General features: G+C 35.5%; 22 protein-coding genes. 15 read left to right on the top strand and 7 right to left on the bottom strand.

Annotated features, from left to right (window positions below):
* Positions 1–43: 43 nt before the first annotated feature.
* The 11 genes from DFQ08_RS06015 to DFQ08_RS05965 all read left to right on the top strand — a co-directional run bounded on the left by DFQ08_RS06015 (position 44) and on the right by DFQ08_RS05965 (position 14710).
* Complete coding sequence (locus DFQ08_RS06015) at positions 44–2251, top strand: RelA/SpoT family protein (RefSeq protein WP_114308912.1); 2208 nt, start codon at positions 44–46, stop codon at positions 2249–2251.
* Between the two features lie 102 nt (positions 2252–2353).
* Complete coding sequence (locus tag DFQ08_RS06010) at positions 2354–2806, top strand: Fur family transcriptional regulator (protein ID WP_114308911.1); 453 nt, start codon at positions 2354–2356, stop codon at positions 2804–2806.
* 11 nt (positions 2807–2817) lie between these two features.
* Positions 2818–4098, top strand: coding sequence for an adenylosuccinate synthase (locus DFQ08_RS06005; protein WP_114308910.1), 1281 nt, complete (start codon positions 2818–2820; stop codon positions 4096–4098).
* Positions 4099–4299: 201 nt separating this feature from the next.
* The gene (locus tag DFQ08_RS06000; RefSeq protein ID WP_245935387.1) at positions 4300–6096 is read left to right on the top strand and encodes an OstA-like protein; all 1797 of its coding nucleotides are present in this window, start codon (positions 4300–4302) and stop codon (positions 6094–6096) included.
* Positions 6097–7272 (top strand): aspartate aminotransferase family protein, encoded by a 1176-nt coding sequence (locus tag DFQ08_RS05995; protein WP_114308908.1) that lies wholly within the window; start codon positions 6097–6099, stop codon positions 7270–7272.
* A 160-nt stretch (positions 7273–7432) separates the two neighbouring features.
* Complete coding sequence (locus tag DFQ08_RS05990; RefSeq protein ID WP_114308907.1) at positions 7433–8839, top strand: tetratricopeptide repeat protein; 1407 nt, start codon at positions 7433–7435, stop codon at positions 8837–8839.
* A gap of 42 nt (positions 8840–8881) precedes the next feature.
* Positions 8882–9850: a DUF368 domain-containing protein gene (locus DFQ08_RS05985; RefSeq protein WP_114308906.1), complete on the top strand. Its 969-nt coding sequence runs from the start codon at positions 8882–8884 to the stop codon at positions 9848–9850.
* Positions 9850–10872 carry a DUF368 domain-containing protein gene (locus DFQ08_RS05980; RefSeq protein ID WP_114308905.1) on the top strand — a complete coding sequence of 341 codons (1023 nt, stop codon included), beginning with the start codon at positions 9850–9852 and terminating at the stop codon, positions 10870–10872. Before DFQ08_RS05985 ends, DFQ08_RS05980 begins: the two co-directional genes overlap by 1 nt.
* Positions 10838–11602: a shikimate dehydrogenase family protein gene (locus tag DFQ08_RS05975; RefSeq protein WP_114308904.1), complete on the top strand. Its 765-nt coding sequence runs from the start codon at positions 10838–10840 to the stop codon at positions 11600–11602. Before DFQ08_RS05980 ends, DFQ08_RS05975 begins: the two co-directional genes overlap by 35 nt.
* An 81-nt stretch (positions 11603–11683) precedes the next feature.
* Positions 11684–13657: a DUF349 domain-containing protein gene (locus tag DFQ08_RS05970; protein WP_114308903.1), complete on the top strand. Its 1974-nt coding sequence runs from the start codon at positions 11684–11686 to the stop codon at positions 13655–13657.
* A gap of 177 nt (positions 13658–13834) precedes the next feature.
* Complete coding sequence (locus DFQ08_RS05965; RefSeq protein WP_114308902.1) at positions 13835–14710, top strand: T9SS type A sorting domain-containing protein; 876 nt, start codon at positions 13835–13837, stop codon at positions 14708–14710.
* Between the two features lie 413 nt (positions 14711–15123).
* Here the strand turns inward: DFQ08_RS05965 and mazG are convergent, their stop codons facing one another.
* The 4 genes from mazG to ruvX all read right to left on the bottom strand — a co-directional run bounded on the left by mazG (position 15124) and on the right by ruvX (position 17486).
* Complete coding sequence (gene mazG, locus DFQ08_RS05960; protein WP_114308901.1) at positions 15124–15897, bottom strand: nucleoside triphosphate pyrophosphohydrolase; 774 nt, start codon at positions 15895–15897, stop codon at positions 15124–15126.
* 2 nt (positions 15898–15899) lie between these two features.
* Positions 15900–16328, bottom strand: coding sequence for a DUF5606 family protein (locus DFQ08_RS05955; protein WP_114308900.1), 429 nt, complete (start codon positions 16326–16328; stop codon positions 15900–15902).
* 10 nt (positions 16329–16338) lie between these two features.
* The gene (gene def / locus DFQ08_RS05950) at positions 16339–16929 is read right to left on the bottom strand and encodes a peptide deformylase (protein WP_114308899.1); all 591 of its coding nucleotides are present in this window, start codon (positions 16927–16929) and stop codon (positions 16339–16341) included.
* A 146-nt stretch (positions 16930–17075) separates the two neighbouring features.
* Entirely contained in the window at positions 17076–17486 is a 411-nt protein-coding gene (gene ruvX, locus DFQ08_RS05945; RefSeq protein ID WP_114308898.1) for a Holliday junction resolvase RuvX, read from the bottom strand.
* Positions 17487–17748: 262 nt separating this feature from the next.
* On the opposite strand from ruvX, the gene DFQ08_RS05940 reads away from it, so the two are divergent.
* Together DFQ08_RS05940 and DFQ08_RS05935 are read left to right on the top strand one after the other, a co-directional pair.
* On the top strand, positions 17749–18564 hold the full coding sequence (locus DFQ08_RS05940) for a 2,3,4,5-tetrahydropyridine-2,6-dicarboxylate N-succinyltransferase (protein ID WP_114308897.1): 816 nt from the start codon (positions 17749–17751) through the stop codon (positions 18562–18564).
* An 83-nt stretch (positions 18565–18647) separates the two neighbouring features.
* Positions 18648–19709, top strand: coding sequence for a glycosyltransferase family 9 protein (locus DFQ08_RS05935; protein WP_114308896.1), 1062 nt, complete (start codon positions 18648–18650; stop codon positions 19707–19709).
* A 2-nt stretch (positions 19710–19711) separates the two neighbouring features.
* On the opposite strand, the gene DFQ08_RS05930 is transcribed toward DFQ08_RS05935, so the two are convergent.
* The gene (locus DFQ08_RS05930; RefSeq protein WP_114308895.1) at positions 19712–20533 is read right to left on the bottom strand and encodes a glycosyltransferase family 2 protein; all 822 of its coding nucleotides are present in this window, start codon (positions 20531–20533) and stop codon (positions 19712–19714) included.
* A 4-nt stretch (positions 20534–20537) separates the two neighbouring features.
* Positions 20538–21359 (bottom strand): glycosyltransferase family 2 protein, encoded by an 822-nt coding sequence (locus tag DFQ08_RS05925; RefSeq protein WP_114308894.1) that lies wholly within the window; start codon positions 21357–21359, stop codon positions 20538–20540.
* A 40-nt stretch (positions 21360–21399) separates the two neighbouring features.
* On the opposite strand from DFQ08_RS05925, the gene DFQ08_RS05920 reads away from it, so the two are divergent.
* Positions 21400–22158, top strand: a complete 759-nt coding sequence (locus tag DFQ08_RS05920; RefSeq protein ID WP_114309683.1) for a glycosyltransferase family 2 protein — start codon at positions 21400–21402, stop codon at positions 22156–22158.
* On the opposite strand, the gene DFQ08_RS05915 is transcribed toward DFQ08_RS05920, so the two are convergent.
* Positions 22155–22982 (bottom strand): lipopolysaccharide kinase InaA family protein, encoded by an 828-nt coding sequence (locus tag DFQ08_RS05915; RefSeq protein WP_245935385.1) that lies wholly within the window; start codon positions 22980–22982, stop codon positions 22155–22157. The genes DFQ08_RS05920 and DFQ08_RS05915 overlap by 4 nt on opposite strands.
* A gap of 78 nt (positions 22983–23060) precedes the next feature.
* On the opposite strand from DFQ08_RS05915, the gene DFQ08_RS05910 reads away from it, so the two are divergent.
* A complete protein-coding gene (locus DFQ08_RS05910; RefSeq protein WP_114308892.1) occupies positions 23061–23912 on the top strand; it encodes a glycosyltransferase in 852 nt (283 codons plus the stop codon).
* Positions 23913–23969: the final 57 nt, after the last annotated feature.

Below are 23969 nucleotides of genomic sequence, written 5' to 3'. Positions count from 1 at the left end.
AAACACATTGTTTATATCATAGACTTTGTTTATTTTAGTTCTTATGACAGATGAAGCTATAGAAAAAGAGAATAAAGCGATCGCCAAAGCGTACAAAGATTTACTCAAAGTCAGTTATCAGACCTTAACCGATGACGACAAAAAGTTAATACGTCACGCGTTTGATGTGGCCGTCGATGCCCATAAAGACCAACGTCGTAAATCTGGGGAAGCTTATATTTTCCACCCTATTGCCGTAGCACGTATTGTAGCTAAGGAAATTGGGATGGACGCCACTTCTATTGCCGCTGCCTTACTTCACGATGTTGTAGAAGACAACCCAGAATACACCATCGACGATATGGAGCAACTCTTTGGAGAAACAGTTGCTAGGATTGTTGATGGACTTACCAAAATATCATCGTTAAGAAAAGACATGGATGTGTCTTTACAAGCGGAAAATTTCAGGAAGATGTTGTTAACACTGAATGATGACGTTAGGGTTATTATTATAAAAATCGCAGACCGTTTGCACAACATGCAAACCATGGATTCTATGCGGTCGGATAAACAAGTTAAAATTGCTTCTGAAACACTTTATATCTATGCCCCATTGGCGCATAGAATTGGGCTTTACAATATTAAAACAGAACTTGAAGATTTAGGTTTAAAATATACTGAGCCTGAAGTTTACAACGACATCCTCGGAAAAATTGAAGATAGTAAGGAAGACCAAGACGCCTATATCAAAGCCTTTTCTAAGGTTATTGAAGACTCCTTAAATACTGAAGGTCTTCATTACGAGATTAAAGGACGCCCTAAATCGATTTTCAGCATAAGACGTAAAATGCTTAAACAAGGCGTGTCTTTTGATGAAGTCTATGATAAGTTTGCCGTTCGAATTATCTATAAATCGGATCTGGCCAATGAAAAGTTCTTGGCATGGAAAATCTATTCTATCGTTACCGATCACTTTACCCCCAACCCTATTCGATTACGAGATTGGATTTCCTCTCCTAAATCTACAGGATATGAAGCCTTACACATTACCGTTGTAGGTCCTAAAAGTCGTTGGGTAGAAGTACAAATCCGTAGCGAGCGGATGAATGAAATTGCAGAAAAAGGTTATGCTGCTCATTATAAATATAAAAATGCTGATGCTAAGGAGGACAACTTAGACATTTGGATTAATAGATTGCAAGAAGCTTTAGAGAACAATGAAGGCGATGCTGTAGATTTTGTAGAACAATTTAAGCTCAACCTTTATTCTAAAGAAATATTTGTTTTCTCCCCTAAGGGCGATTTAAAATCCTTACCTAAAGGCGCAACACCACTCGATTTTGCTTTTGGTATTCATACCGAAGTCGGACTAAGAACACGTGGTGCTAAGGTTAACGGTAAATTAGTGCCCTTAAGTCATGAATTGCAAAGTGGCGATCGGGTAGAAATAATGACCTCTGATAATGCTAAACCTAATGTAAACTGGTTAGATTACGCCACAACGGCCCGTGCAAGAACCAAAATTAAATCCGCATTAAAAGAAGATACCAAGCTCATTGCAGAAGAAGGAAAAGAAATTTTAAGACGAAAATTAAAACAACTTAAAATTAATCTTAATGAAAACTCGGTTAATGAATTAGTAAGCTACTTTAAGCTCAACACTTCTTTAGATTTATTTTATCGTGTAGGTATTGGCACCATAGACAACCCTAAACTAAAGGCTTTTGCTGCCTCTAGAAGCAGTTCTTTTGTTAGTTATTTTAAAAATAAAATATACAAACCTAACGTACCTAAGGATATTCATAAGGAAGAAATTACCTCTAAATACGATATGCTCGTATTTGGTAAAGAGGAGGAGAAATTGAATTATACCTTAGCCAATTGTTGTAATCCAATTCCAGGAGATAAAGTGTTTGGGTTCCTTACCATTAATGATGGTTTAAAGGTTCATAAAACCAATTGTCCTAACGCCCTAAGTTTACAATCTAATTACGCCTACAGAATTATGCAGGCCAAATGGATTGATTCTTCTCAGCAAGTGTACACCTCACAAATCATTTTATCGGGTATTGATAATATGGGATTGGTGAATGAAATTACAAGGCTCATTTCAGAAAATATGCATGTTAATATGAAGAGTATAAGCTTTTCTAGTGATGACGGAATCTTTACAGGAAAGATCACGGTACAGGTTAAAAATCAGACCATGCTTAAAAAATTAATTCATAATCTTAAAAAAATAAACGGAATTGACAAAGTCACCCGCGTTTAAATTATTATCAATTTTTAATTTAAACTTGTTCATTTCTTTCATTTTTATCCTGGAATTTATAATTCATTTCCTATAAAATTTGTGTAAATTTGCCCCTTAATTATGAATGCAACCACAGAAGAAAACAACCAGGAAATTGTAAAACGTGTATTTACACAATTCCTTGAAGATAAAGGTCATAGAAAAACACCTGAGCGTTATGCTATACTTCAGGAAATTTATGATAACAAAGAACATTTTGATATTGAATCTTTATATATCAAAATGAAGAACAAAAACTATCGTGTCAGTAGGGCAACCCTCTACAATACTATAGAATTACTTTTAGAATGTGCCTTAGTCAGAAAACACCAATTCGGAAAAAGTCAGGCACATTATGAAAAATCGTATTTTGATAAAAATCACGATCACGTAATTCTTACCGATACTGGCGAAGTCATAGAATTCTGTGACCCTCGCATTCAATCCATTAAGAAAACCATCGAAGAGGTTTTTGATATTCAGATAACAAATCATTCATTATATTTTTACGGAAATCGTAAAAAAGAAGACTAACTCAATTTAAAATGGCAGTAGATTTACTACTTGGATTACAGTGGGGAGATGAAGGCAAAGGAAAGATTGTCGATGTATTTACCTCTAATTACGACATAATTGCACGCTTTCAAGGTGGGCCAAACGCAGGACACACTTTAGTGTTTAATGGCAAAAAACATGTTTTACATACTATTCCATCTGGTATTTTTCATGAAGATAAAGTCAACCTCGTTGGTAATGGTGTTGTTATAGACCCCGTAATTTTCAAGAAAGAACTAGATAAACTTAACGAACAAAACGTAGATTATAAAAAATCACTTTGTATTTCTCGTAAAGCGCATATCATTTTACCAACACACCGTTTATTAGATGCGGCAAGCGAAGCCTCTAAAGGAAAAGCTAAAATTGGATCAACATTGAAAGGTATTGGCCCAACATACATGGATAAAACCGGAAGAAACGGAATTCGTGTTGGTGATATTGAATTAGCAGATTGGAAAGACAAATACAGAGCCCTAGCAGATAAGCACGAGGCGATGATTGCGTTTTACAATGCCGATATAGAATACGATCTTAAAGAATTAGAAGCTGATTTCTTTGAAGCTATAGAGACTTTAAAATCTTTAACCTTTATTGATTCTGAAGAATACATCCACCAAGCACAACAATCTAATAAAACGATTTTAGCTGAAGGTGCTCAGGGATCTTTATTAGATATTGACTTCGGAACCTATCCGTTTGTAACCTCCTCTAATACTACCGCTGCCGGAGCTTGTACAGGTTTAGGTGTGGCTCCAAATCAAATTGGTGAAGTTTTTGGAATCTTTAAAGCGTATACAACACGTGTAGGATCAGGACCTTTCCCAACAGAATTATTTGATGAAGTTGGAGAAACAATGGGCCGTGTTGGTGCAGAATTTGGTGCAACTACCGGACGTTCTAGACGTTGTGGATGGTTAGATCTTGTAGCATTACGTTACGCTTGTCAGATTAATGGCGTTACCCAACTTATTATGATGAAAGGTGATGTACTTTCTGGTTTTGAAACTTTAAAAGTATGTACCGCATACAATTATAAAGGTGAAACCATCACGCATTTACCATACAATATAGAAGCAGAAAATGTATCTCCTGTCTATACTGAATTAAAAGGATGGGAAGCTGATTTAACAGGAATGACTGAAGCTTCAGAATTACCTGAAAACTTAAATAAGTATATTGAATTTCTAGAAGAAGAACTTCAACTTCCTATTACAATTGTTTCTGTAGGACCAGACCGTAAGCAAACTATTATACGCAAAACGGTTTAATACAGTAATTTTTTAAGTATTGGTTTTTTTGTAAAATAGCCACTAAGCCCTACAACGTTTAGTAGAAACTATTTTATAGGAAAACCAATATTTTTATCTAGCTAACAAGCTGCTAGACACTCACCTCTGTTTATAAAAAAACGTTAACACGTACAGAAGCCATTCTAATAAGTGTTATTTTGTCGAAAAAAAAATAGGCCTTTGAAACGTTTTAAAAATTTATTAGTTCTCATTTGTTTTGCCATTACCTTCTTGGGGTTTGCTCAAGAAAAAAATCATATCACCATTAAATATGCCGGTCAATTATTTACCGACCCCGATATAGAAGCTGGTGCTAAGGTCTTTTTAAGAGACAAGTCGAAACAGGTACACTTTATCCACGAAGGCATTAATATGTGGTGTGATAAAGCCATATACTATGAAGATCAAGATTTTATCGAAGCCTATAGTAATGTGGTAATGAAACAAGGCGACACCATAAATATGGTGGCCAAATATGTGGAGTATAGCGGCATATCACAATTGGCCTTTGCCAGTGGTGACGTGGTACTGACGGAGCCACAGTCAACCTTAAAAACAGATACGCTTCATTTTGATAGAATAAAACAACAAGCCTATTACAATACCGGAGGTACGGTAGTCAGAGATACTTCAGGAACTATTACCAGTCAAATTGGGCGTTATTATATGAACGCCAGCAAGTATCAATTTGTAAAAGATGTGGTCCTTGTAAACCCAGAATACACTTTAAATACGGAACGTCTAGATTTCTTTACAGAAAATGGACACGCTTACCTCTTTGGCCCTTCAACCATTGTAGGCGAAACAAGCACCGTGTACTGCGAACGTGGGTTTTACGACACCAATAATGATGTCGGCCATTTTCAACGTCGTGCTAAAATAGACTACGACCAAAGAACTGTAGAAGGCGATAGTCTCTATTTTGATCGGAAGAAAAATTTTGCCTCTGCAAGTAATAATATTACCGTTACAGACACCATTAATAATAGTATTGTAAAAGGGCATTATGCGGAGGTCTGGCGCGCTCAAGATTCCATGTATATTACAAAACGTGCTTTGGCTATTACGGTACAAGAAAAGGATTCCATCTATATGCATGCCGATACTTTAATGGTCACCGGGAAGCCTGAACACCGCATTACACGCGCTTATAATAATGCTCGAATTTATAAGAGTGATTTAGCCGGAAAATCCGATTCTATTCATGTTGATCATAAATTAGGATTAACCCAAATGATTAACCTCAGTCGTTTTAACTCTGATGATACTTTTGCCATGCAACGTAAACCTGTGCTTTGGAACATTGGAAACCAAATGACAGGAGACACTATTCACCTTATTTCCAATCCTAAAACCGAGCAATTAGACTCTCTTAAGGTATTTGAAAACGCCTTTTTAATTAATAAAGACACCATTAGCCCTGATGCTTTTAACCAAATAAAAGGGCAACGCTTAATTGGCTTATTTAAAAATAACGAGCTCTATAATGTAGATGTTATTAAAAATGCGGAAACTATTCGGTATTTAAGAAATGACGATACCGAACTGATAGGCATTCAAAAATCAAAATCAGGAAGCATCAATGTTAAAATCATGGATCAAGCCATAGAAGAGGTCCGATTTTTAAATCAGATTGATGGTAATATTTTTCCAGATTCTGAATTTCCCAAAAGTGGAAGAAAATTTAGAGGTTTTGACTGGCGTGGTGAAGAACAACCCCTATCGGTTGAAGATCTATTTAAAGACGATCCCCCTTTAGAACTTCCTATTATTAAAGGACTTGAAGACTATGTGCCACCTGAAGAATTTATAGATGACGCGGTGACTGAACGTATTGAAGAGGCCGGGAAAGAAACCCCACAAAAAGCCAATAAAGCTGCACGAAATTTACCAAAGTCAACAAACGTAACCCCTTTAAAATCGCCGTCTAAAACTCCAACACCACTAAAAAGTACAACGATAAAATCGGAGAAGTAATTGAAAGAAGCATTTTTTAAATATCAAGCACAAACCACACCCCATCCCCTAGCGATGGAGATTAGTCATGCCCAAGGGTCATATATCTATGACACCAACGATAAGGCTTATCTCGATTTTGTTGCGGGTGTATCGGCCTGCAGTTTAGGACATTCGCACCCTAAAGTAGTTGCCGCTATAAAAAATCAAGTGGACCAATATTTACATGTTATGGTGTACGGGGAATACATCCAAACGCCTGCTGTAGCTTTATCGCAATATCTAGCAGCGCACTTACCTGCTCCGTTAGAGGTTACTTATTTGGTTAATTCTGGAACGGAAGCTATAGAAGGGAGCATTAAGTTAGCACGCCGTTTTACCGGACGTTCAGAAATTATTTCGGCTCACCAGGCCTATCATGGGAATACTATGGGGTCGCTAAGTCTTATGGATTATGAAGAACGCAAAACACCCTTTTTGCCCTTAATTCCAGATATTAAACATATTCATTACAACCTTGAGGACGATTTAAACAAAATTACTACAGCAACAGCCGCAGTTATTTTAGAAACCATACAAGGTGGCGCAGGTTTTATAGAACCCACTGACAATTACCTCGCTAAAGTTCAACAGCGCTGTAATGCTGTTGGCGCCCTTTTAATTCTCGATGAAATTCAACCCGGAATTGGACGAACAGGTAAACTCTTCGGTTTTGAACATTACAATTGCCAACCCGATATTGTGGTTACCGGTAAAGGTTTAGGTGGAGGCTTGCCCATAGGTGCTTTTACCGCTTCTAAAACCATGATGGACAGCTTAAGCGACAATCCAAAACTTGGTCATATTACCACCTTTGGAGGCAACCCTGTAATTGCCGCTGCCGCATTAGCGACCTTAAAAGAAATTACCGAATCTAATTTAATGGCAGAAGCCTTAGAAAAAGAAAAACTTATAAGACAACACCTTCAACATAAACATATTAAAGAGATCCGAGGACGTGGATTAATGTTAGCTGCAATCACCGAAAATGCAGACATTACCAATACGGTTATTCTTCAAGCGCAGGAGCAAGGATTAATACTATTTTGGTTACTTTTTGAACCAAGAGCTATAAGAATTACCCCTCCATTAACCATTTCTAATGCCGAAATCATTAAAGGATGCCTATTAATAACCTCAATTTTAGATCAAATTTAAAGCTTAAAAACAGGCCTTAACCCACTAATTACAAAGCCTTAAAGCACAATACACGCCACACTATTAGAATGTTAATTAATTTGTTAAGAACATTCATCAGAAAATGAAGCCGGCGTAAACTATAGCTGTATTTTTATTTCAGTGATTTATTAAACCATATATGCAATATAGTCAAGAAGACGAAAATTTCCCTCTTACTCGATTTGAATCGATGTTAAAGACAAATCATATTTTGTTCTTTGACTCTAACGAGTTCGAGAATATCATCCACCATTACTTAGAAAATGGTAAGATTTCACTAGCTAAACGCGCCATTAAATTAGGTTTAGAGCAGCACCCTAGCTCGGTAAACCTAAAATTATTTCAAGTAGAACTTTTCATTTTAGAAAATAAATTTGACGAGGCTGATGAGCTCTTAGATCATCTTCATAATTTAGAACCTACAAACGAAGAAATCTTTATACAAAAAGCTAATGTGCTCTCTAAACAAGATCAACATCAAAAAGCCATTAACACCTTACTTATTGCCATAGATCTGTCTAAAACACCTGAGGACGATGCCGATTTGTACGCTCTCGTTGGAATGGAATATCTGTTTTTAGACCAGTTTGAAAATGCCATTATCTTTTTTAAAAAATGTTTAGAAAACGATTCTACAGACTATTCTGCCTTACATAATATTGTGTATTGCTACGATTTTTTAGATCAGCATGTAGAAGCTATAGAATACCTTAACGAATATCTTAATACCAACCCGTATTGCGAAGTAGCTTGGCATCAACTTGGCCGACAGTATTACACCATAAAAGACTATGTAAAAGCTGGGGCTGCATTTGATTTTGCTATTATTTCTGATGATACTTTTGTTGGCGCCTATATTGAAAAAGGTAAGGTTTTAGAGAAACTTAAGGAGTACGAAGAGGCCATTGAAAATTACCGAATAACACTTGCTTTAGAGGACCCAACGTCTTTTGCACTGCTGCGAATAGGCGAATGTTACGCCAAATTAAATGAAGATGATTTAGCCATCCAATTTTTCAAACAAACCATTAATGAAGATCCTTTATTAGACAAAGGTTGGATTGCAATTTCTAAATTCTATATGAAACGGCTTAACTACCAAAAAGCATTACATTACATTGATAAAGCCATTGTTATAGATGGTAATAATGTAGCCTTTTGGAAATTATACGCTACAGTAAACAAACGTTTAAATCATCTTGAAGAAGCTGAACGCGGCTACAAAAAAGCTTTAGATTTAGGCAATTTTGAATTGAATACTTGGCTTAATAGAGCCGATGTTCTCACCACTTTAGGCGACTATAAAGCGGCCATATTAAATCTTCTTCAGGGTTCAGAGTTTTATCCAGAAAATGCTGAAGTCGAATACCGATTGGCGGGATTATATTTTACGGTACATCAATTTGAAGAAGGGCGTTTTCATTTAAAAAACGCTACAGAACTCAATATTGATTATCATTTTATTATCTCAGAATTATTTCCAAAACTTATAGAGCGCCCAATGATACAATCTATAATTTCAGACGCTAAAAAGACTTCTAACTAAAAGAAAATAATCATACCTTAGCAGTTCATATTTAATAGTGGAATGCAGAGAAGATTTTTAGATTATTTAGTCATTACTTTTAAAGGTATTGCTATGGGAGCGGCAGATGTCGTTCCTGGCGTATCCGGAGGAACCATAGCGTTTATATCAGGTATTTATGAAGAACTCATAGAAAGTATTGACAAAGTAAATCTCGGACTCTTTAAAACTTGGAAACAAGAAGGCTTTAAGGCCGCTTGGAATTCCTTTAATGGTTCGTTTTTAATGGCGCTTTTCTCAGGAATTGCCATTAGTATTTTATCCTTAGCCAAAATCATCAAATGGCTATTACACAACGAACCTGTTTTACTTTGGTCCTTCTTTTTTGGTCTTGTACTTGCCAGTATTCTTTATATCGCAAAACAAATAAAAGGTTGGTCTGTAAAATTAGTGCTCGCCATAATCATCACCTCTGTTTTATCTTATTACATCACTTTAGCAGAACCTTTTGCTTCACCAGATAGTCCTTTTTACCTTTTATTTTGTGGTTTTATTGCCATCATAGCCATGATACTACCTGGCGTTTCAGGAGCGTTTATTCTTCTTATTTTAGGTGCTTATCAAACGGCTATAGACACCATTAATAATCTAAGAGACGGACTTCTTACAGGAAATATGGAACTCTTTAAAGATGCCTTTATCAACTTTATCCTCTTAGCTGTTGGCGCTGTCGTTGGACTTAAAGTATTTTCAAAAGCATTAAATTGGATGTTTAAACATCATAAAAATCTTACCCTAGCCATCTTAACAGGCTTTATGATTGGGTCTTTAAATAAACTTTGGCCTTGGAAACAAGTCTTAAAAACACGTGTTAATTCGGAAGGCGAGATCGTAACACTATTAGATAAAAGTATTCTTCCTAACGCCTATGAAGGCGATAGTCAACTCTTAATGGCCACCCTATTTATTATCTTTGGTTTTGCCCTCATCCTTATTTTAGAAGGTTTAGGTAAACAAAAAAATAAGGTGTAATGCAAAGTACCAGAACCCTTACAGATCGCATTTTTTTGGTCATTAAAGGTTTGGCCATGGGTGCGGCAAATAAAGTCCCTGGTGTTTCTGGTGGCGTCGTTGCTTTTGTCGCCGGATTTTATGAAGAGTTTATTTATTCCCTACAACGGGTTAATAAAAAGGCTTTTAAACTCCTTATTAACTTTAGATTTAAAAGCTTCTATCAATACATCAATGGTAAATTCTTAAGCTTACTGTTCTTAGGAATGATTGTAAGTTACTTCAGTGTTTCTAAACTATTAGATTACCTTATTGTCCATCATGAACTTTATGTGTGGAGTACGTTCTTCGGAATGATTTTAGGTTCCATTTATTACCTTAGTAAGGATTTTAAAAAATGGAACAAAACCACCATAACTGCCCTTATCCTTGGGGTCATCGCCGGGGTTAGCATCAGTTTTTTAGACCCTGCACGAGAGAACGACAACCTTTGGTTTGTTTTTTTCTGCGGTATTATCAGTGTCTCAGGGATGACCTTACCTGGCTTTTCAGGTTCATTTATACTTATTCTTTTGGGCAATTATGTCTTACTATTGGTAGATTCCGTTAATGCCCTATACGATACCATCATAGAAATGGTTCAAGGTAATTTTGAGTTTATAAACAATCCGCTTCGCATTAAAATGTTACAAGTTTTAAGTGTTTTTACTTTAGGATCCGTTACCGGCTTAGTGACCTTTTCGCACATTCTTAACTACATTTTAAAACATTATAAGTTTATAACTTTAGCCACCATAATGGGATTTATTATTGGATCTCTAGGTGTTGTTTGGCCATGGAAAGCTACGATTTACAAAACGGCAGCTGACGGCTCGGTACGTTTAGATTCCGCTGGAAGACAAATTATTAGTAATTACCGTCGTTATTTCCCGGAACTGAACAGTGAAACTTATATTGCAATTGCTTATATTGCTCTAGGAATCCTTATAGTTTTAGGATTAGAATGGTATGGAAAACACACAAGACAACATCACAGCGCTTAAATTTGGACTTTTAGGTAGAGATATCTCCTACTCCTTTTCGAGAGGGTATTTTGCTGAAAAATTTAAAACCGAAAATTTACCCCACAGCTATGTCAATTTTGATTTACCCAATATTGACGCCTTTAAGAGCGTTATAGCCAATACTCCAAATATCAAAGGCATAAATGTTACGATACCTTATAAGGAAGAAGTGATGCCCTTATTGGACGACTTAAACCAAACTGCAAAAAAAATAGGCGCTGTTAATACCATTAAAATTACAAAAGCACATAAACTTGTGGGGTATAACACCGATTATTATGGCTTTAAAAATTCATTAGAACCGCATTTAAAACCACACCACACCCAAGCGATCATCTTAGGGACTGGAGGGGCTTCCAAAGCCATCGCCTATGCTTTAGAGCAATTAAACATCGCCTATAGTTATGTATCCAGGACTCAAAAAGAAGGGGTTCGTTACACCTATGACAATCTTACGGAAGCCATACTTGATCAACATAAAATTATAATTAACTGTACGCCTATTGGTACATTTCCTAACGTAGAGCAATGTCCTAAGCTACCTTATGAGGGACTTACAGAAGAGCATATCTTATACGATTTAATTTACAATCCTGTGCAAACCAAATTCTTAACCTTCGGAAAACAGAAAGGGGCCACCACAATTAATGGATCTGAAATGCTAAGGTTACAAGCCGAGAAATCATGGGAAATCTGGAATATGGAATAATACATAACCTACACAGCATTTCCTTTGTAATTAGGCTGTGAGTTAGTATCTTTAACATCTTATTTATAAATAAATTGACACATGTCTGAGAATGATAACCTGCAAGAAGCAGATGGAAAAAACGAAGTAGAATCAATTGAAACTGCTCCAACAACACCAACGGAAACTAAAACAGAAGCACCAGCTCCAGTTGAAAATACCGCTACGGTAACTGAGACTGAAACTTCTAATACCACGTCTGAAGCTGCGGCTCCTAAAGACGATCTAGTGGACGAAATAGAAGCTTCTAATGCAGAAGACGCCGAAGACGAATCTAATGCAGAGCGTCATGAGGTCGAAGAAAAAGACTATCACGCCATGTCAATGGACGAGTTGGTTGCTGAAACAAGTCGACTTTTAGAAAATCATAAAGTTCAGACGATATCCAAACATATCAATGAAATAAAAGCTGAATTTAATGCAAAATTTAGCGAACTTCTTGAAGAGAAAAAAGAAGAATTCATTGAAGATGGTGGTAATGAAATTGACTTTTATTACACCAACGATACCAAAAAGAAATTTAGCGAACTTTATAAAACTTATAAGCAGAACATCAATGCTTATTATAAAGAACGCGAGCAAAATCTTCAGCATAACCTTGAAAACCGCTTGCAAATCATTGAAGACATCAAAGGTTTACTTAGTGTTGAAGAGAATATGGGAAGCACCTATAAGACCTTTAAAGATCTTCAAGAGAAATGGAGAAATGCAGGTCCAATTCCAAGAGATAAATACAACAATGCTTGGAACAGCTACCACCACCATGTAGAGCGTTTTTACGATTTCTTACATCTCAACAATGATTTAAGAGACATGGACTTTAAGCATAACTATGATCAGAAATTAAAGATTATTGAGCGTGCTGAAGAATTAGCTGAAGACGACAATACCAACCGCTCTTTTAGAGAATTACAGGTGTTACATAAGCTATGGAAAGAAGAATTGGGTCCTGTAGGCAAAGAACACCGTGAAGAAATTTGGGAACGTTTTAGTCAGGCGACCAAAGCTATTCATGACAAGCGCCAGGCTTACTTTGCAGATATGGATAAAGCTCATGAAAAAAACCTTGAGCGTAAAGAAGAAATCATTGCACAGATTGTTGCCATTTCAGAAAAGAAAAGTACCTCTCATAGTGCTTGGCAAAATAACATAAAGGAAATCGAAACCTTACGTGATGCCTTCTTTAAAGCCGGTAAAGTACCTTTAAAAGTAAACGAAAGTACTTGGGCTAAATTTAAAAGTGCCGTTAGAACTTTTAACAGAGGAAAAAACAGCTTTTATAAAGCCTTAAAGAAAGATCAGTACGATAATCTTCAGAAGAAAAAAGATTTAATTGAAATTGCAGAAACCCATAAAGACAGTGACGATTTTGCAAAGGTGACGCCATTAATGAAGAAAATTCAGAATGAATGGAAAACCATTGGTCATGTGCCAAGACGTGATAGCGATAAAGTATGGAAACAGTTTAAAAAAGCGTGTAACCATTATTTTGATAGAATGCACGCCGAACGCAAAGCAAAAGACCAACACCTATTTGAGGCTTTTGATAAAAAGGTAAAACTTTTAGAAGCGCTAAAAACCTTAGAACTGACTGAAGATCCCAAGGCCGATATAAAAACCTTACAAGACAAAATTGCCGAATGGAAAACCATTGGATATGTGCCACAAAACAAACGTTATATTGATGGTAAATTTTATAAAGCCATTGATGATGCCTTTGATAAAGTGAAGATGGATAAATCTAAAGTTGAAATGATTAAGTTTGAAAGTAAACTTGAAAATTTAGCTGATCCTGAGGATACAAGATTATTAGATAACGAACAAAATTTTATCAGAAAAAGAATTGATGAAATTAAATCTGAAATCAATCAATTAGAAAACAACTTACAGTTTTTCTCTAATGTAAAATCAGATAATCCACTTGTAAAAGAAGTGCATAAAAATATCGCTAAGCATAAAGCAGATTTAGAGACTTGGAAAACAAAATTAACCAAGGTTCGAGAAATGTATAGCTAAATAATTTATATAACTCATCAACTATGGGCTTATGACCAATGTTTAATTGACTCGTAAGCCCATTTTTTTTTGTAATAACAGCATAAGCCCAATTTCAATCTAAGCCCTAATAGAAAAATTAGTCTTTTACGACACCTATCAATATTAATCCACAATCACTTTAAACACTCTATTATTATGAGAAAACTTTTACCTTTTTTACTTTTATGTTTACCTACTATTCTTGTATCGCAAGTTGTATTAAATCAAGTTGATGACTTTGAAGATTATACAATGCGCAATTGGACCAAATCTAACACCATCCCAAATGAAAATATTTATGATGGTGGCCCTTTAGGTGATGGCGATAATTTTTTACGTGTCACTTCTACCGGTTCTGGATCAGGTCTTGAATTAATGACAAAAAACAATGCACAATGGAGAGGGAATTACTATCAAGGGAATCTATCTAGCCGTGTAAAATATGTCTCTATGGATGTTAGAAATTCAGGGAGCAATGTTATTTTTCTAAGGCTATCTTTCCAAACCGACTACGGACTTATTTACCAATGTAGCACCACCAATGCCATTGCTGTATTACCAAACGAAGGTTGGAAACGCATTTCCTTTTCTATACTCGATGAAAACATTACAGCGCTTTCAGATCCCTTTAATTATGCGGTTACTTTTGGTAGTGGAAGTCAAGGTGTAGAAGAAATGCGAATTTTACATAGTAGTGTTCCGTCTTGGGAATCTGAGCCTATAGAAGCCATCTTGGATATCGATAACATTATGGCTGAAAGTCAAACCTTAAGTACAGAAACTATTGCTATAACACCGGAATTAAAAGTATTTCCTAATCCAAGCAGCAAAACCATTACCGTTATTAGTAATGAAAATATTACGGAAGCTATTAGCTATAACATTATAGATACCTTAGGACGAATTGTAAAGGAAGGTAAGTCTAAATTAAATCAGGAGATCAATATTCAAGATCTTACAGCGGGTAATTATATTGTTGAAATTAAAGATGCGGATGGAGGAATCTTAAGAAAAAAAATAATTAAAAATTAAGTCCTACCATTAACATTTTATTCCTAGGTCTACTCAAATAGACTCTAGCCTAAACATATCAAAACCCATCTGTCTCCACAGATGGGTTTTGCCCTAACTAAACTAAATTAACCTTAATTATAACCGCTTAAAATAATAATTAAGATCTCCTACTAAGAGTATAAAAACGTATTAGGTTTTTATATAAAGTATTTACGTACAATATTTAGTTTTGGATGTTTCGTGTTGAAAAAAAATTATTTTTTTTTAATCCTGCCGATCTACAAAGGGCGTAGAACATAAAACAAGAAGGAAAGACACAACCATATAACCCATAAAAAAAGATTTAGGAAGTCCCATTTGATAAGAAAATTAAGATTTTGGATTGTTAATTATAGACGCGACAAGCCTAAAGCAAAAATTAGGTCTATACTTTAGAGCGATTTTGCCTCTTCCCAAAAGACGTCCATCTCTGATAGCGTCATATCTTTTAGTGATTTATTTAAAGATTTCGCTTTGCTTTCTAGATACTGAAAGCGTTTAATAAACTTTTTGTTGGTACGCTCTAAGGCATTTTCAGGACTAATATTAAGAAAACGTGCGTAATTAATCATAGAAAACATGACGTCACCAAATTCGCTTTCAATAGCATCTTGGTCACCTTTTTCAATTTCAACGCGCAATTCTTCTAGCTCCTCCTCTACTTTCTCATAAACTTGTTCCGGAGTTTCCCAATCAAAACCGACACCCGCTACTTTTTCTTGTATACGGCTCGCTTTTACCATGGCTGGCAAACTTCTTGGTACGCCTTCTAAAACACTCGTTTTCCCCTCTTTTAACTTGAGTTGTTCCCAATTCCGCTTCACTTCAGCTTCATCTTTAACAACAACATCACCGTAGATATGAGGATGGCGATCTATAAGTTTATCGCAGATGCTATGACACACATCTGCGATATTAAAGGTTTTTGTTTCACTCGCAATTTTAGAGTAAAATACGATATGAAGTAACACATCCCCCAATTCCTTTTTAACCTCTTCAAGATCTTGATCTAGAATGGCATCGCCTAACTCATAAACTTCTTCAATCGTTAAATGACGTAAGGTCTCCATGGTCTGTTTTTTATCCCAAGGACATTGCTCACGCAACTCGTCCATGATAATTAACAAACGCTCAAAGGCTTTTAATTGGGCTGCTTTATTAGACATCTTTATTCTTCTTCAGAAACGTCTTCAGTTTCTTTTACCGCTTCTAAATCTCCTAAAAGATCATTTTTTTGAAGTAAATTATACCACTGTATCACTTTTTTAATATCTGAAGGATATACACGGTCTTCATCATAATCTGGTAACACTTCAAAGAAAAATTCTTCTAAAGCATCTTTACCGTCTTTATGACTAATTTTTGTTGGTTCACCGTTTTCTTTCTCTTTAATTTTTCTAAGCACCTCTCTTAAAGGCACTTCTTCTGCTAAAGTATAAATAGCGATTTCACTAAGAATACTAATATTACTGTGTGCTCCCACAGTAATACGCTTGTTATCTACTAAAGATTCTACAACAGCACCAGTTCTTGTCTGTGCTACAATTTGGTATAAACCAGGTTTCCCTGATATGGATAAAATTTTGTCTAAACTCATATATATGTTATTAGCGTTTTTTGCTCATCGCAGGAAAACGCATTCTATAATCTATTTTTATCTTTCCTTTTGAAATGTTAGTCAGCTTTCCTTTAATCAATCGTTTTTTAAACGACGATAATTTATCTGTAAATAAAATTCCATCAATATGATCGTATTCATGCTGAATAACTCTAGCAATTAAGCCATCATATTCTTCCACATGGGTATCAAAATTTTCATCTTGATATTGAATTTTAATCTTTGGCTTTCTAAAAACGTCTTCTCTTACGTCTGGAATACTTAAACAACCTTCATTAAACGCCCATTCATCACCTTCTTCCTCTAAAATTTGAGCATTGATAAAGGTTTTCTTAAACGTCTTCATTTGTTCGCTTTCTGCTTCAGAAAGATCTTCATCATCTGCAAAAGGGCTTGTATCTACAAGAAATAAACGAATAGGCAAACCTATTTGAGGTGCCGCTAAACCAACACCGTACGCTCCATACATGGTTTCGTACATATTGTCTATAAGCTCATTTAATTTCGGATAATCTTTGTCAATTTCCTTAGCCTTCTTCTTTAAAACAGCATCGCCGTAGGCTACGATAGGTAAAATCATAATTCATTTATTTTCGGGTGCAAAAGTACCAAATTCTATGCTAATATTTCAAAATTCAAAACACTAAATTCTAAGGCCCTTCTTGTGTTCCTCTAAAGCTTAGCGCTATACCCTTTAATTTGTTCAGGTAGGCTTTCCTCCTATTCTTACAAACTAGAGAGGTAACTTTGAAGAATTAGTGTCGCACTTATTTCATCAACTAAAGCCTTGTTTTTGCGTTGCTTTTTCTTTAAACCACTATCTATCATGGTCTGAAAAGCCATTTTTGAAGTAAAACGTTCATCGACTCTAACGATAGGCATTTCCGGAGCAAGTTTCACCAATTCCTTTAAAAATTTCTGAATATACACTTCACTTTCAGAGGCTGTATTATCCATTTGCTTAGGAAGACCTACTACAATGGTCTCAACATTTTCTGACGCTAGATAGGTTTTAATATACGCTAAAAGGGCTTTTGTCTCTACTGTTGTAAGTCCAGATGCTATAATTTTCATTTCATCTGTAACGGCTAATCCCGTTCGTTTTGTACCGTAATCGATGGCTAAAATTCGTCCCATAAGGCAAAGATAAGGCAAACACACAGCTTAACATTAATTTGATTTCAATAAAAAACGCTTTCTGGTGAGAAAGCGTTTTTAAACAATCAATATAACTAATTCGGTAATGTAGTAATCCCCTCAAAAAACTCATTACTGTACTAACTACTCTTAAGACCCCACTTAATTTGAAGGGTCACATATTATTTCATATTTTTTTCAAAAAGTATTTTAGCTTCAACCGAGATAGAATTATCTTTGAGCCCTTAAAGACATTAATACGATGAAAGAACTACAAACAGTAATAGAAAATGCTTGGAATGATCGTTCTCTTTTAACAGAAGACGCTACCATAGATGCGATAAGAAATGTAATAGACCTTATTGACGCCGGAACCTTACGTGTTGCAGAACCAACTGCAGATGGATGGCAAGTTAATGAATGGGTAAAAAAAGCCGTGGTTTTATACTTCCCAATTCAGAAAATGGAAACTTTTGAAGTGGGTGTATTTGAATATCACGATAAAATTCCACTAAAACGTGGTTATGCTGAAAAAGGAATTAGAGTTGTACCTCATGCAGTTGCAAGACACGGTGCTTATATTTCTTCAGGAACCATATTAATGCCAAGTTATGTAAATATTGGTGCTTATGTAGACGAAGGAACTATGGTAGATACTTGGGCCACTGTTGGAAGCTGTGCACAGATTGGAAAAAATGTTCACTTGTCTGGTGGTGTTGGAATTGGTGGGGTTTTAGAACCTTTACAAGCGGCTCCTGTAATTATTGAAGACGGTGCCTTTATCGGTTCTAGATGTATTGTTGTTGAAGGCGTACGTGTAGAAAAAGAAGCTGTTTTAGGGGCTAATGTTGTATTAACAATGAGTACTAAAATTATTGATGTTACTGGTGATGAGCCTGTTGAAACTAAAGGTGTTGTTCCTGCACGTTCTGTAGTTATTCCTGGTAGTTATACTAAGAAATTTGCGGCTGGTGAATACCAAGTTCCATGTGCTTTAATTATAGGAAAACGTAAAGAGAGTACGAATAAGAAGACCTCTTTAAATGATGCATTACGTGAGTATGACGTAGCGGTATAACCCCTTCCTATTAAAAACGAATTCCAATCCAACTGCAACTTCATCTTATGAGATTTGCAGTTGGTTTTTTTTTAACTTAGCGTATGAAAATATTAATTGTTCAGCAAAAAATGATTGGTGATGTGTTGGCTACAAGCATTTTATTTGAAGCCTTAAAACAACGCTACCCAGAATCGGAGTTACACTATATTATTAATACCCATACGTTTCCGGTAGTTGAAAACAATCCTTTTATTGATCATTTTCATTTTTTTACGCCAGAGCACGAACAAAGTAAAATTCAGCTTTTAAAATTTGTTAAAGCTTTAAGGACTGAACAATTTGACGTGGTTATCGATGTTTATATTAAACTATCGAGTAAACTGATCACCATATTCTCTCAGGCTAAAACTAAAATCTCTATTGATAAAGGAAAAAAATCTTTTATCTACACCCATACTTTTAAGAATAAAGACCAGGCCGCTACAAATGCCGGATTAGCCATTGAAAACCGTTTACAGCTTTTAAAACCATTAGACATTGATCCGCTTAAAATTGTAAAACCTAAAATCTACCTTACCGAGGAAGAGAAACTTAAGGCGAAACAATTTTTAGAAACGCATCAGATTTCTTTAGATAAGCCTTTATATATGATTGGTGTTTTAGGCAGCGGACCAACTAAAACCTACCCTTTTGAGTATATGGCAAAAGTGATTGACCGTCTTGTTGTAGAACAGCCAGAGAGTCAAATTTTGTTTAACTACATCCCCAAACAAGAGACAGAGGCCAAAGCTATTTTAGACTTATGCTCCGCAGAAACTAAAAAACGCATTTATTTTAAGATCTTTGGAAAAAGCTTAAGAGATTTCCTCGCTATTACGGCTCATTGTGATGCCTTAATTGGCAATGAAGGAGGTGCTATTAATATGGCAAAAGCTTTAAATATCCCCACCTTCACCATCTTTTCTCCATGGATAAAAAAAGAAGCTTGGAATATGTTTGACGACGGAAAAAACCATGTTTCCGTACACCTTAAAGACTATAAGGCCGCACCGTATTCAGAAATTAAACACCCTAAAGTCTTAAAATCTAAAGCGGCTGCGTTGTATTTAGAATTTCAACCTACTTATTTTGAAGCGGCGTTAAAAACATTTTTAAAACGCTAAGATTAGGCTTTTTTAATCCCGTAGTCCGTCCATTTTAGGTTTTCACTTTTTGTCGTGGCTCTTATGGCTAAATTTTTATCGATAGAATCTTGTGTTTTATAACCTCTAGGATGATCTAGATGTAAGCAAACCGCACTATACCTAATTTGTTTAGATTTAACGCCATAATTAAACAAACGTTCTCCTAGTTCGCGGTCTTGTCCGCCATATTGCATACGTTCATCAAAACCATTAATCGCTAAGATATCAGCTTTCCAACCTGAGGCATTATGCCCATTCCAACTGGCATTTGTAGGTGTTACTGCATTTAAAATTTGTTCCTTTAAACCAGAAGCCGTGAGTTTATTATTTTTAAAAGAGGACTTTAATCCCTTGGATTTTAACCAAGCCAATTGAAAACAATCTTGACTTAAAATATCAGCTTTAGTGATGCTTTCTGAAATAGCCATAGGCAGCATAAAATAACCTCCTGATAAGAAATAGCCCTTTTCTCGTTTGGCCATATGCACAGCAACATAATCTGCCCTGGCCATACAATCGCCATCACTCATTAAGATATAATCAGCGTTACAAGCTAATATTGCTTTATTCAGAATTTGAGATTTCTGAAAACCATTATCCTCATGCCATACATGATGAATAGGGTAACTCACTAAACTTTTCATTTTTTCAATTAAATCGAAAGTAGGCTGTTTAGAGCCATCATCTGCAATCACCATTTCAAAATTCTTGAAGGTTTGCGCTTCATAACTCCACATCACTTTTTCTAGCCATGCTTCTGAATTATAGGTACTTATGATAATTGAAATTTCTGGATTTTGCATGCTTTTATTGTTTAATCCCGTAAGGCGACCATGTCTTTTTTTTACGTTTTGTCTCTGTCCTTATAGCTTCATTTAAAGCTCTTGCTTTATCCGTTTTATAAGGTCTTTCGTGATGCAAATGTACGCAAATAGTACTGTAACGAACTTGCATAAATTTAATACCGTTATTCATCATGCGCTCGCCCACTTCCCGATCTAAGCCGCCATATTGCATCCGTTCATCAAAACCATTAACGTCTACGATGGCCTTTTTATAGCACGAGACATTCATACCATCAAACGTGGCTTTAGTCGGCGTAATCCAATTTAAAATTTGGGATTTCGTTTTAGACCTCGTTAATTTATTCAACTTAAAACTTGAAGGTTGCCCCTTTGCGATGAGCCAATCTTTTTCAAAACATTTCTGTTCGGAAATCACAGTGGTATTAATATGACTTGTAATAGAATCTGCCATTTTAAAATAACCGCCAGAAAGAGCACCATTCTTTTGCCTTAAGCCCAAATGGGTTTCCACAAAATCTTTTCGCGCTAAACAATCTCCATCTGTAAAAATGAGATATTCTGAATTTGAAGCCACGATCGCTTTATTCAGAATTCTTGTTTTCTGAAAGCCTTGATCTTCTTGCCAAACGTGACTAATTTTAAGGTTTGAGGTTGAAGCAAACTGCTCTATAACGGCTTTGGTACGTGCATCAGATCCATCATCGGCAATAATAATCTCAAAATTTTGCTCGGTTTGAAGGGTGTAACTGTGCAGTACCCAACCCAACCATGAGGGTTTGTTGTAGGTACTAATGATTACCGAGGCTTTTGGATTAGATTGCATAGCACAAAAATACTATTTTTACAGTTGTAAAATCATTACTATGCTTAAACTATCGGGGGTAATAATAACTTTTAATGAGGAAAAGAACATTGAAAAATGTTTAAGCTCCTTGAGCAAAGTTGTGGATGAAATTGTGGTTGTAGATTCATTTTCAACCGATAACACCAAAACCATTTGTCAGAAATTCAACGTGCATTTTATAGAGCAAGAATTCCTTGGTTATATTGAGCAGAAAAATTTTGCATTGGCTCAAGCTAAATATGATCATATAGTGGCTTTAGATGGTGATGAAGCTTTATCTGAACCTCTTCAAAAATCAATTTTAGCACTGAAATCTAACTGGGTTTATGAAGGCTATTACGCCAATCGGTTAAACAAATTAGGCGAACAATGGATAAAACACACCACCTGGTATCCCGATAAAAAATTACGCATATTTGACAGAAGAAAGGCAAAATGGACCGGGACGAATCCGCACGATAGAATTCGTTTACTCGATGGAACAATGAAAACCGGATTTTTAAAAGGAGATATTCTGCACACCAATTACCAAACGTATTCTGAGCATAACCAGCAAATTGAAAAATTTACCACTATTGCTGCTGAGGCTTATTTTAAAAAAGGTAAAAAGGCTTCATTATTCAAAATTATCATCAATCCTACTTGGGCCTTTTTTCAATCTTATATTATAAAATTAGGCTTCTTAGACGGTTTTAATGGCTTTTATATTTCTGTACAAACCGCCAATATCCGTTTTTTAAAGTATGCTAAACTGAGAGAGCTGCAAAAAAAGGCTTAGCGTTTTTTCTTTCTCCAGAAAAAATATTTTTTCTTAAAAGCTTCTTTTTTCTTAAAACTCGATGAAAACTTTTGTGAAAAGAAATACATTCTTTCTTTCACTTCCTCATGTGGTTTTCCAATAAGCTTCGCATATTCATCACTGATAATGTCTAGCATATAGTCTTTAGGAGACAAACGTGCAAAATTAGCCAAACGCTCATCATAACTCAAGGTTTTAAAATCCATACGGTTAAGATCCACCAAATAGAATTTGTAGTCCTCCCCTGACTTTGTAATCAAGGTGTTTCCTGGGGAATGATCTAAAAAGTGAATCCCACTCTCATGCAAATGGTAGGTAAACTGTGTAAACTGCCTTAAAATATTATCATAATCCTCGCATTCCGGCTCGTCAATTAATTTCCTAATGGTGAAATCGTAATCCAATTGTTTACTAATATAGTAGCTACTTCCAAAGGTAAATGCCGATTTAAACTCTACAAAGGCTTCTGGTGTTGGCGTTAAAACTCCGGAGTTCAGCAAACGTTGTGCATATAAAAATGACCGCTCTGCTTTACTTTTTCTAAAAAAACGGTACACTATTTTATTCACCAAATTTGGCACCTTAAACTCCTTAATGTTATAGCGTTCCCCATTAATCGTTACTATTTTTATAACATTACGGTAGCCATTACCAATCATTTCACCTTGCTGATCAAAGTTATTAATGGTGTGCATTAACTGTTCTTTAGTTAATGATGAATTGTTATGGATTTCCACGGTTACAGACATATCTACAAATAGTAATATTAGACTGCAAAAGTAGGTATTTAATTCTTTGGACAAAAGGTTAAAACGACGGACAATAATTGACAAAAGACTTCCATTTATTTCTGTAAATTTGTCAACAACTAATACCTATCAATGTTTAAACATTACCTCATAACGCGTTTTAATCTCAAGAATAAAAATTGGGACGTCACTAAGAACAACGAATCTTTACTAACTAGAGACTGGATGACGCACAGAATACAGCTTTTTAGCAATTTCTGCTTGCCTTCTGTCGCTAGTCAAACAAACACAAATTTTCAGTGGTTGTTGTATTTTGATGCTACTACAGATGCTGATTTTAAAACCGAATTAGAAGCCCTTTTAAAGCCCTATCCGCATTTTAAGGCTTTCTATATTGACGGTATGGAGGCTTTTCATCCTGCTATAAAATCTTATATTTCTGAAGATAGTAAAGGGAGTTCGCATATTATAACATCGCGTATAGATAATGACGACTGTATTCATAAAGACTATATCGCCACCATACAAAAGCAGTTTCAGTCGCAAGATTTTATGGCCATTGATATTCTTAAAGGCTATTCTTTACAAGTGTCACCAGAAATTATGTTAGGAAAAAAGGAACATATCTTTAATCCTTTTATCAGTCTTATTGAAAAAAATGAGGCGCCTAAAACGGTTTGGTTTAGCGACCACAATATGTGGAAAAAAGAATCGCGACGCATTGAAATTGCCAATCAACGCTTATGGATGTCTATCATTCATGAAAAAAATAAAGTTAATGAGTTTGACGGCTATGATCAGGTGTCTTGGGATGCTATAAAAACAGACTTTGTAGTTTCTGACACTATCGATAAGAAGGTGACTAAACAGATTATTCCGCATAAAGCTTGGCGATCATTAAGTTTAAAAAACAAACTTTATGTAAACTACGTTTTAATGAGTAAGAAATTAAAAAAAGCTATTGGTCTCTATAAAATTAAATAAGGTTTTAAGCCTTACATTTACATCAATCTAAACAATCACAATCAAATTACCTTTTAC

This window comes from Winogradskyella arenosi, assembly GCF_003337305.1.
GTDB classification, from domain to species: domain Bacteria; phylum Bacteroidota; class Bacteroidia; order Flavobacteriales; family Flavobacteriaceae; genus Winogradskyella; species Winogradskyella arenosi.
This window is presented reverse-complemented; position numbering and strand designations above follow the sequence as displayed.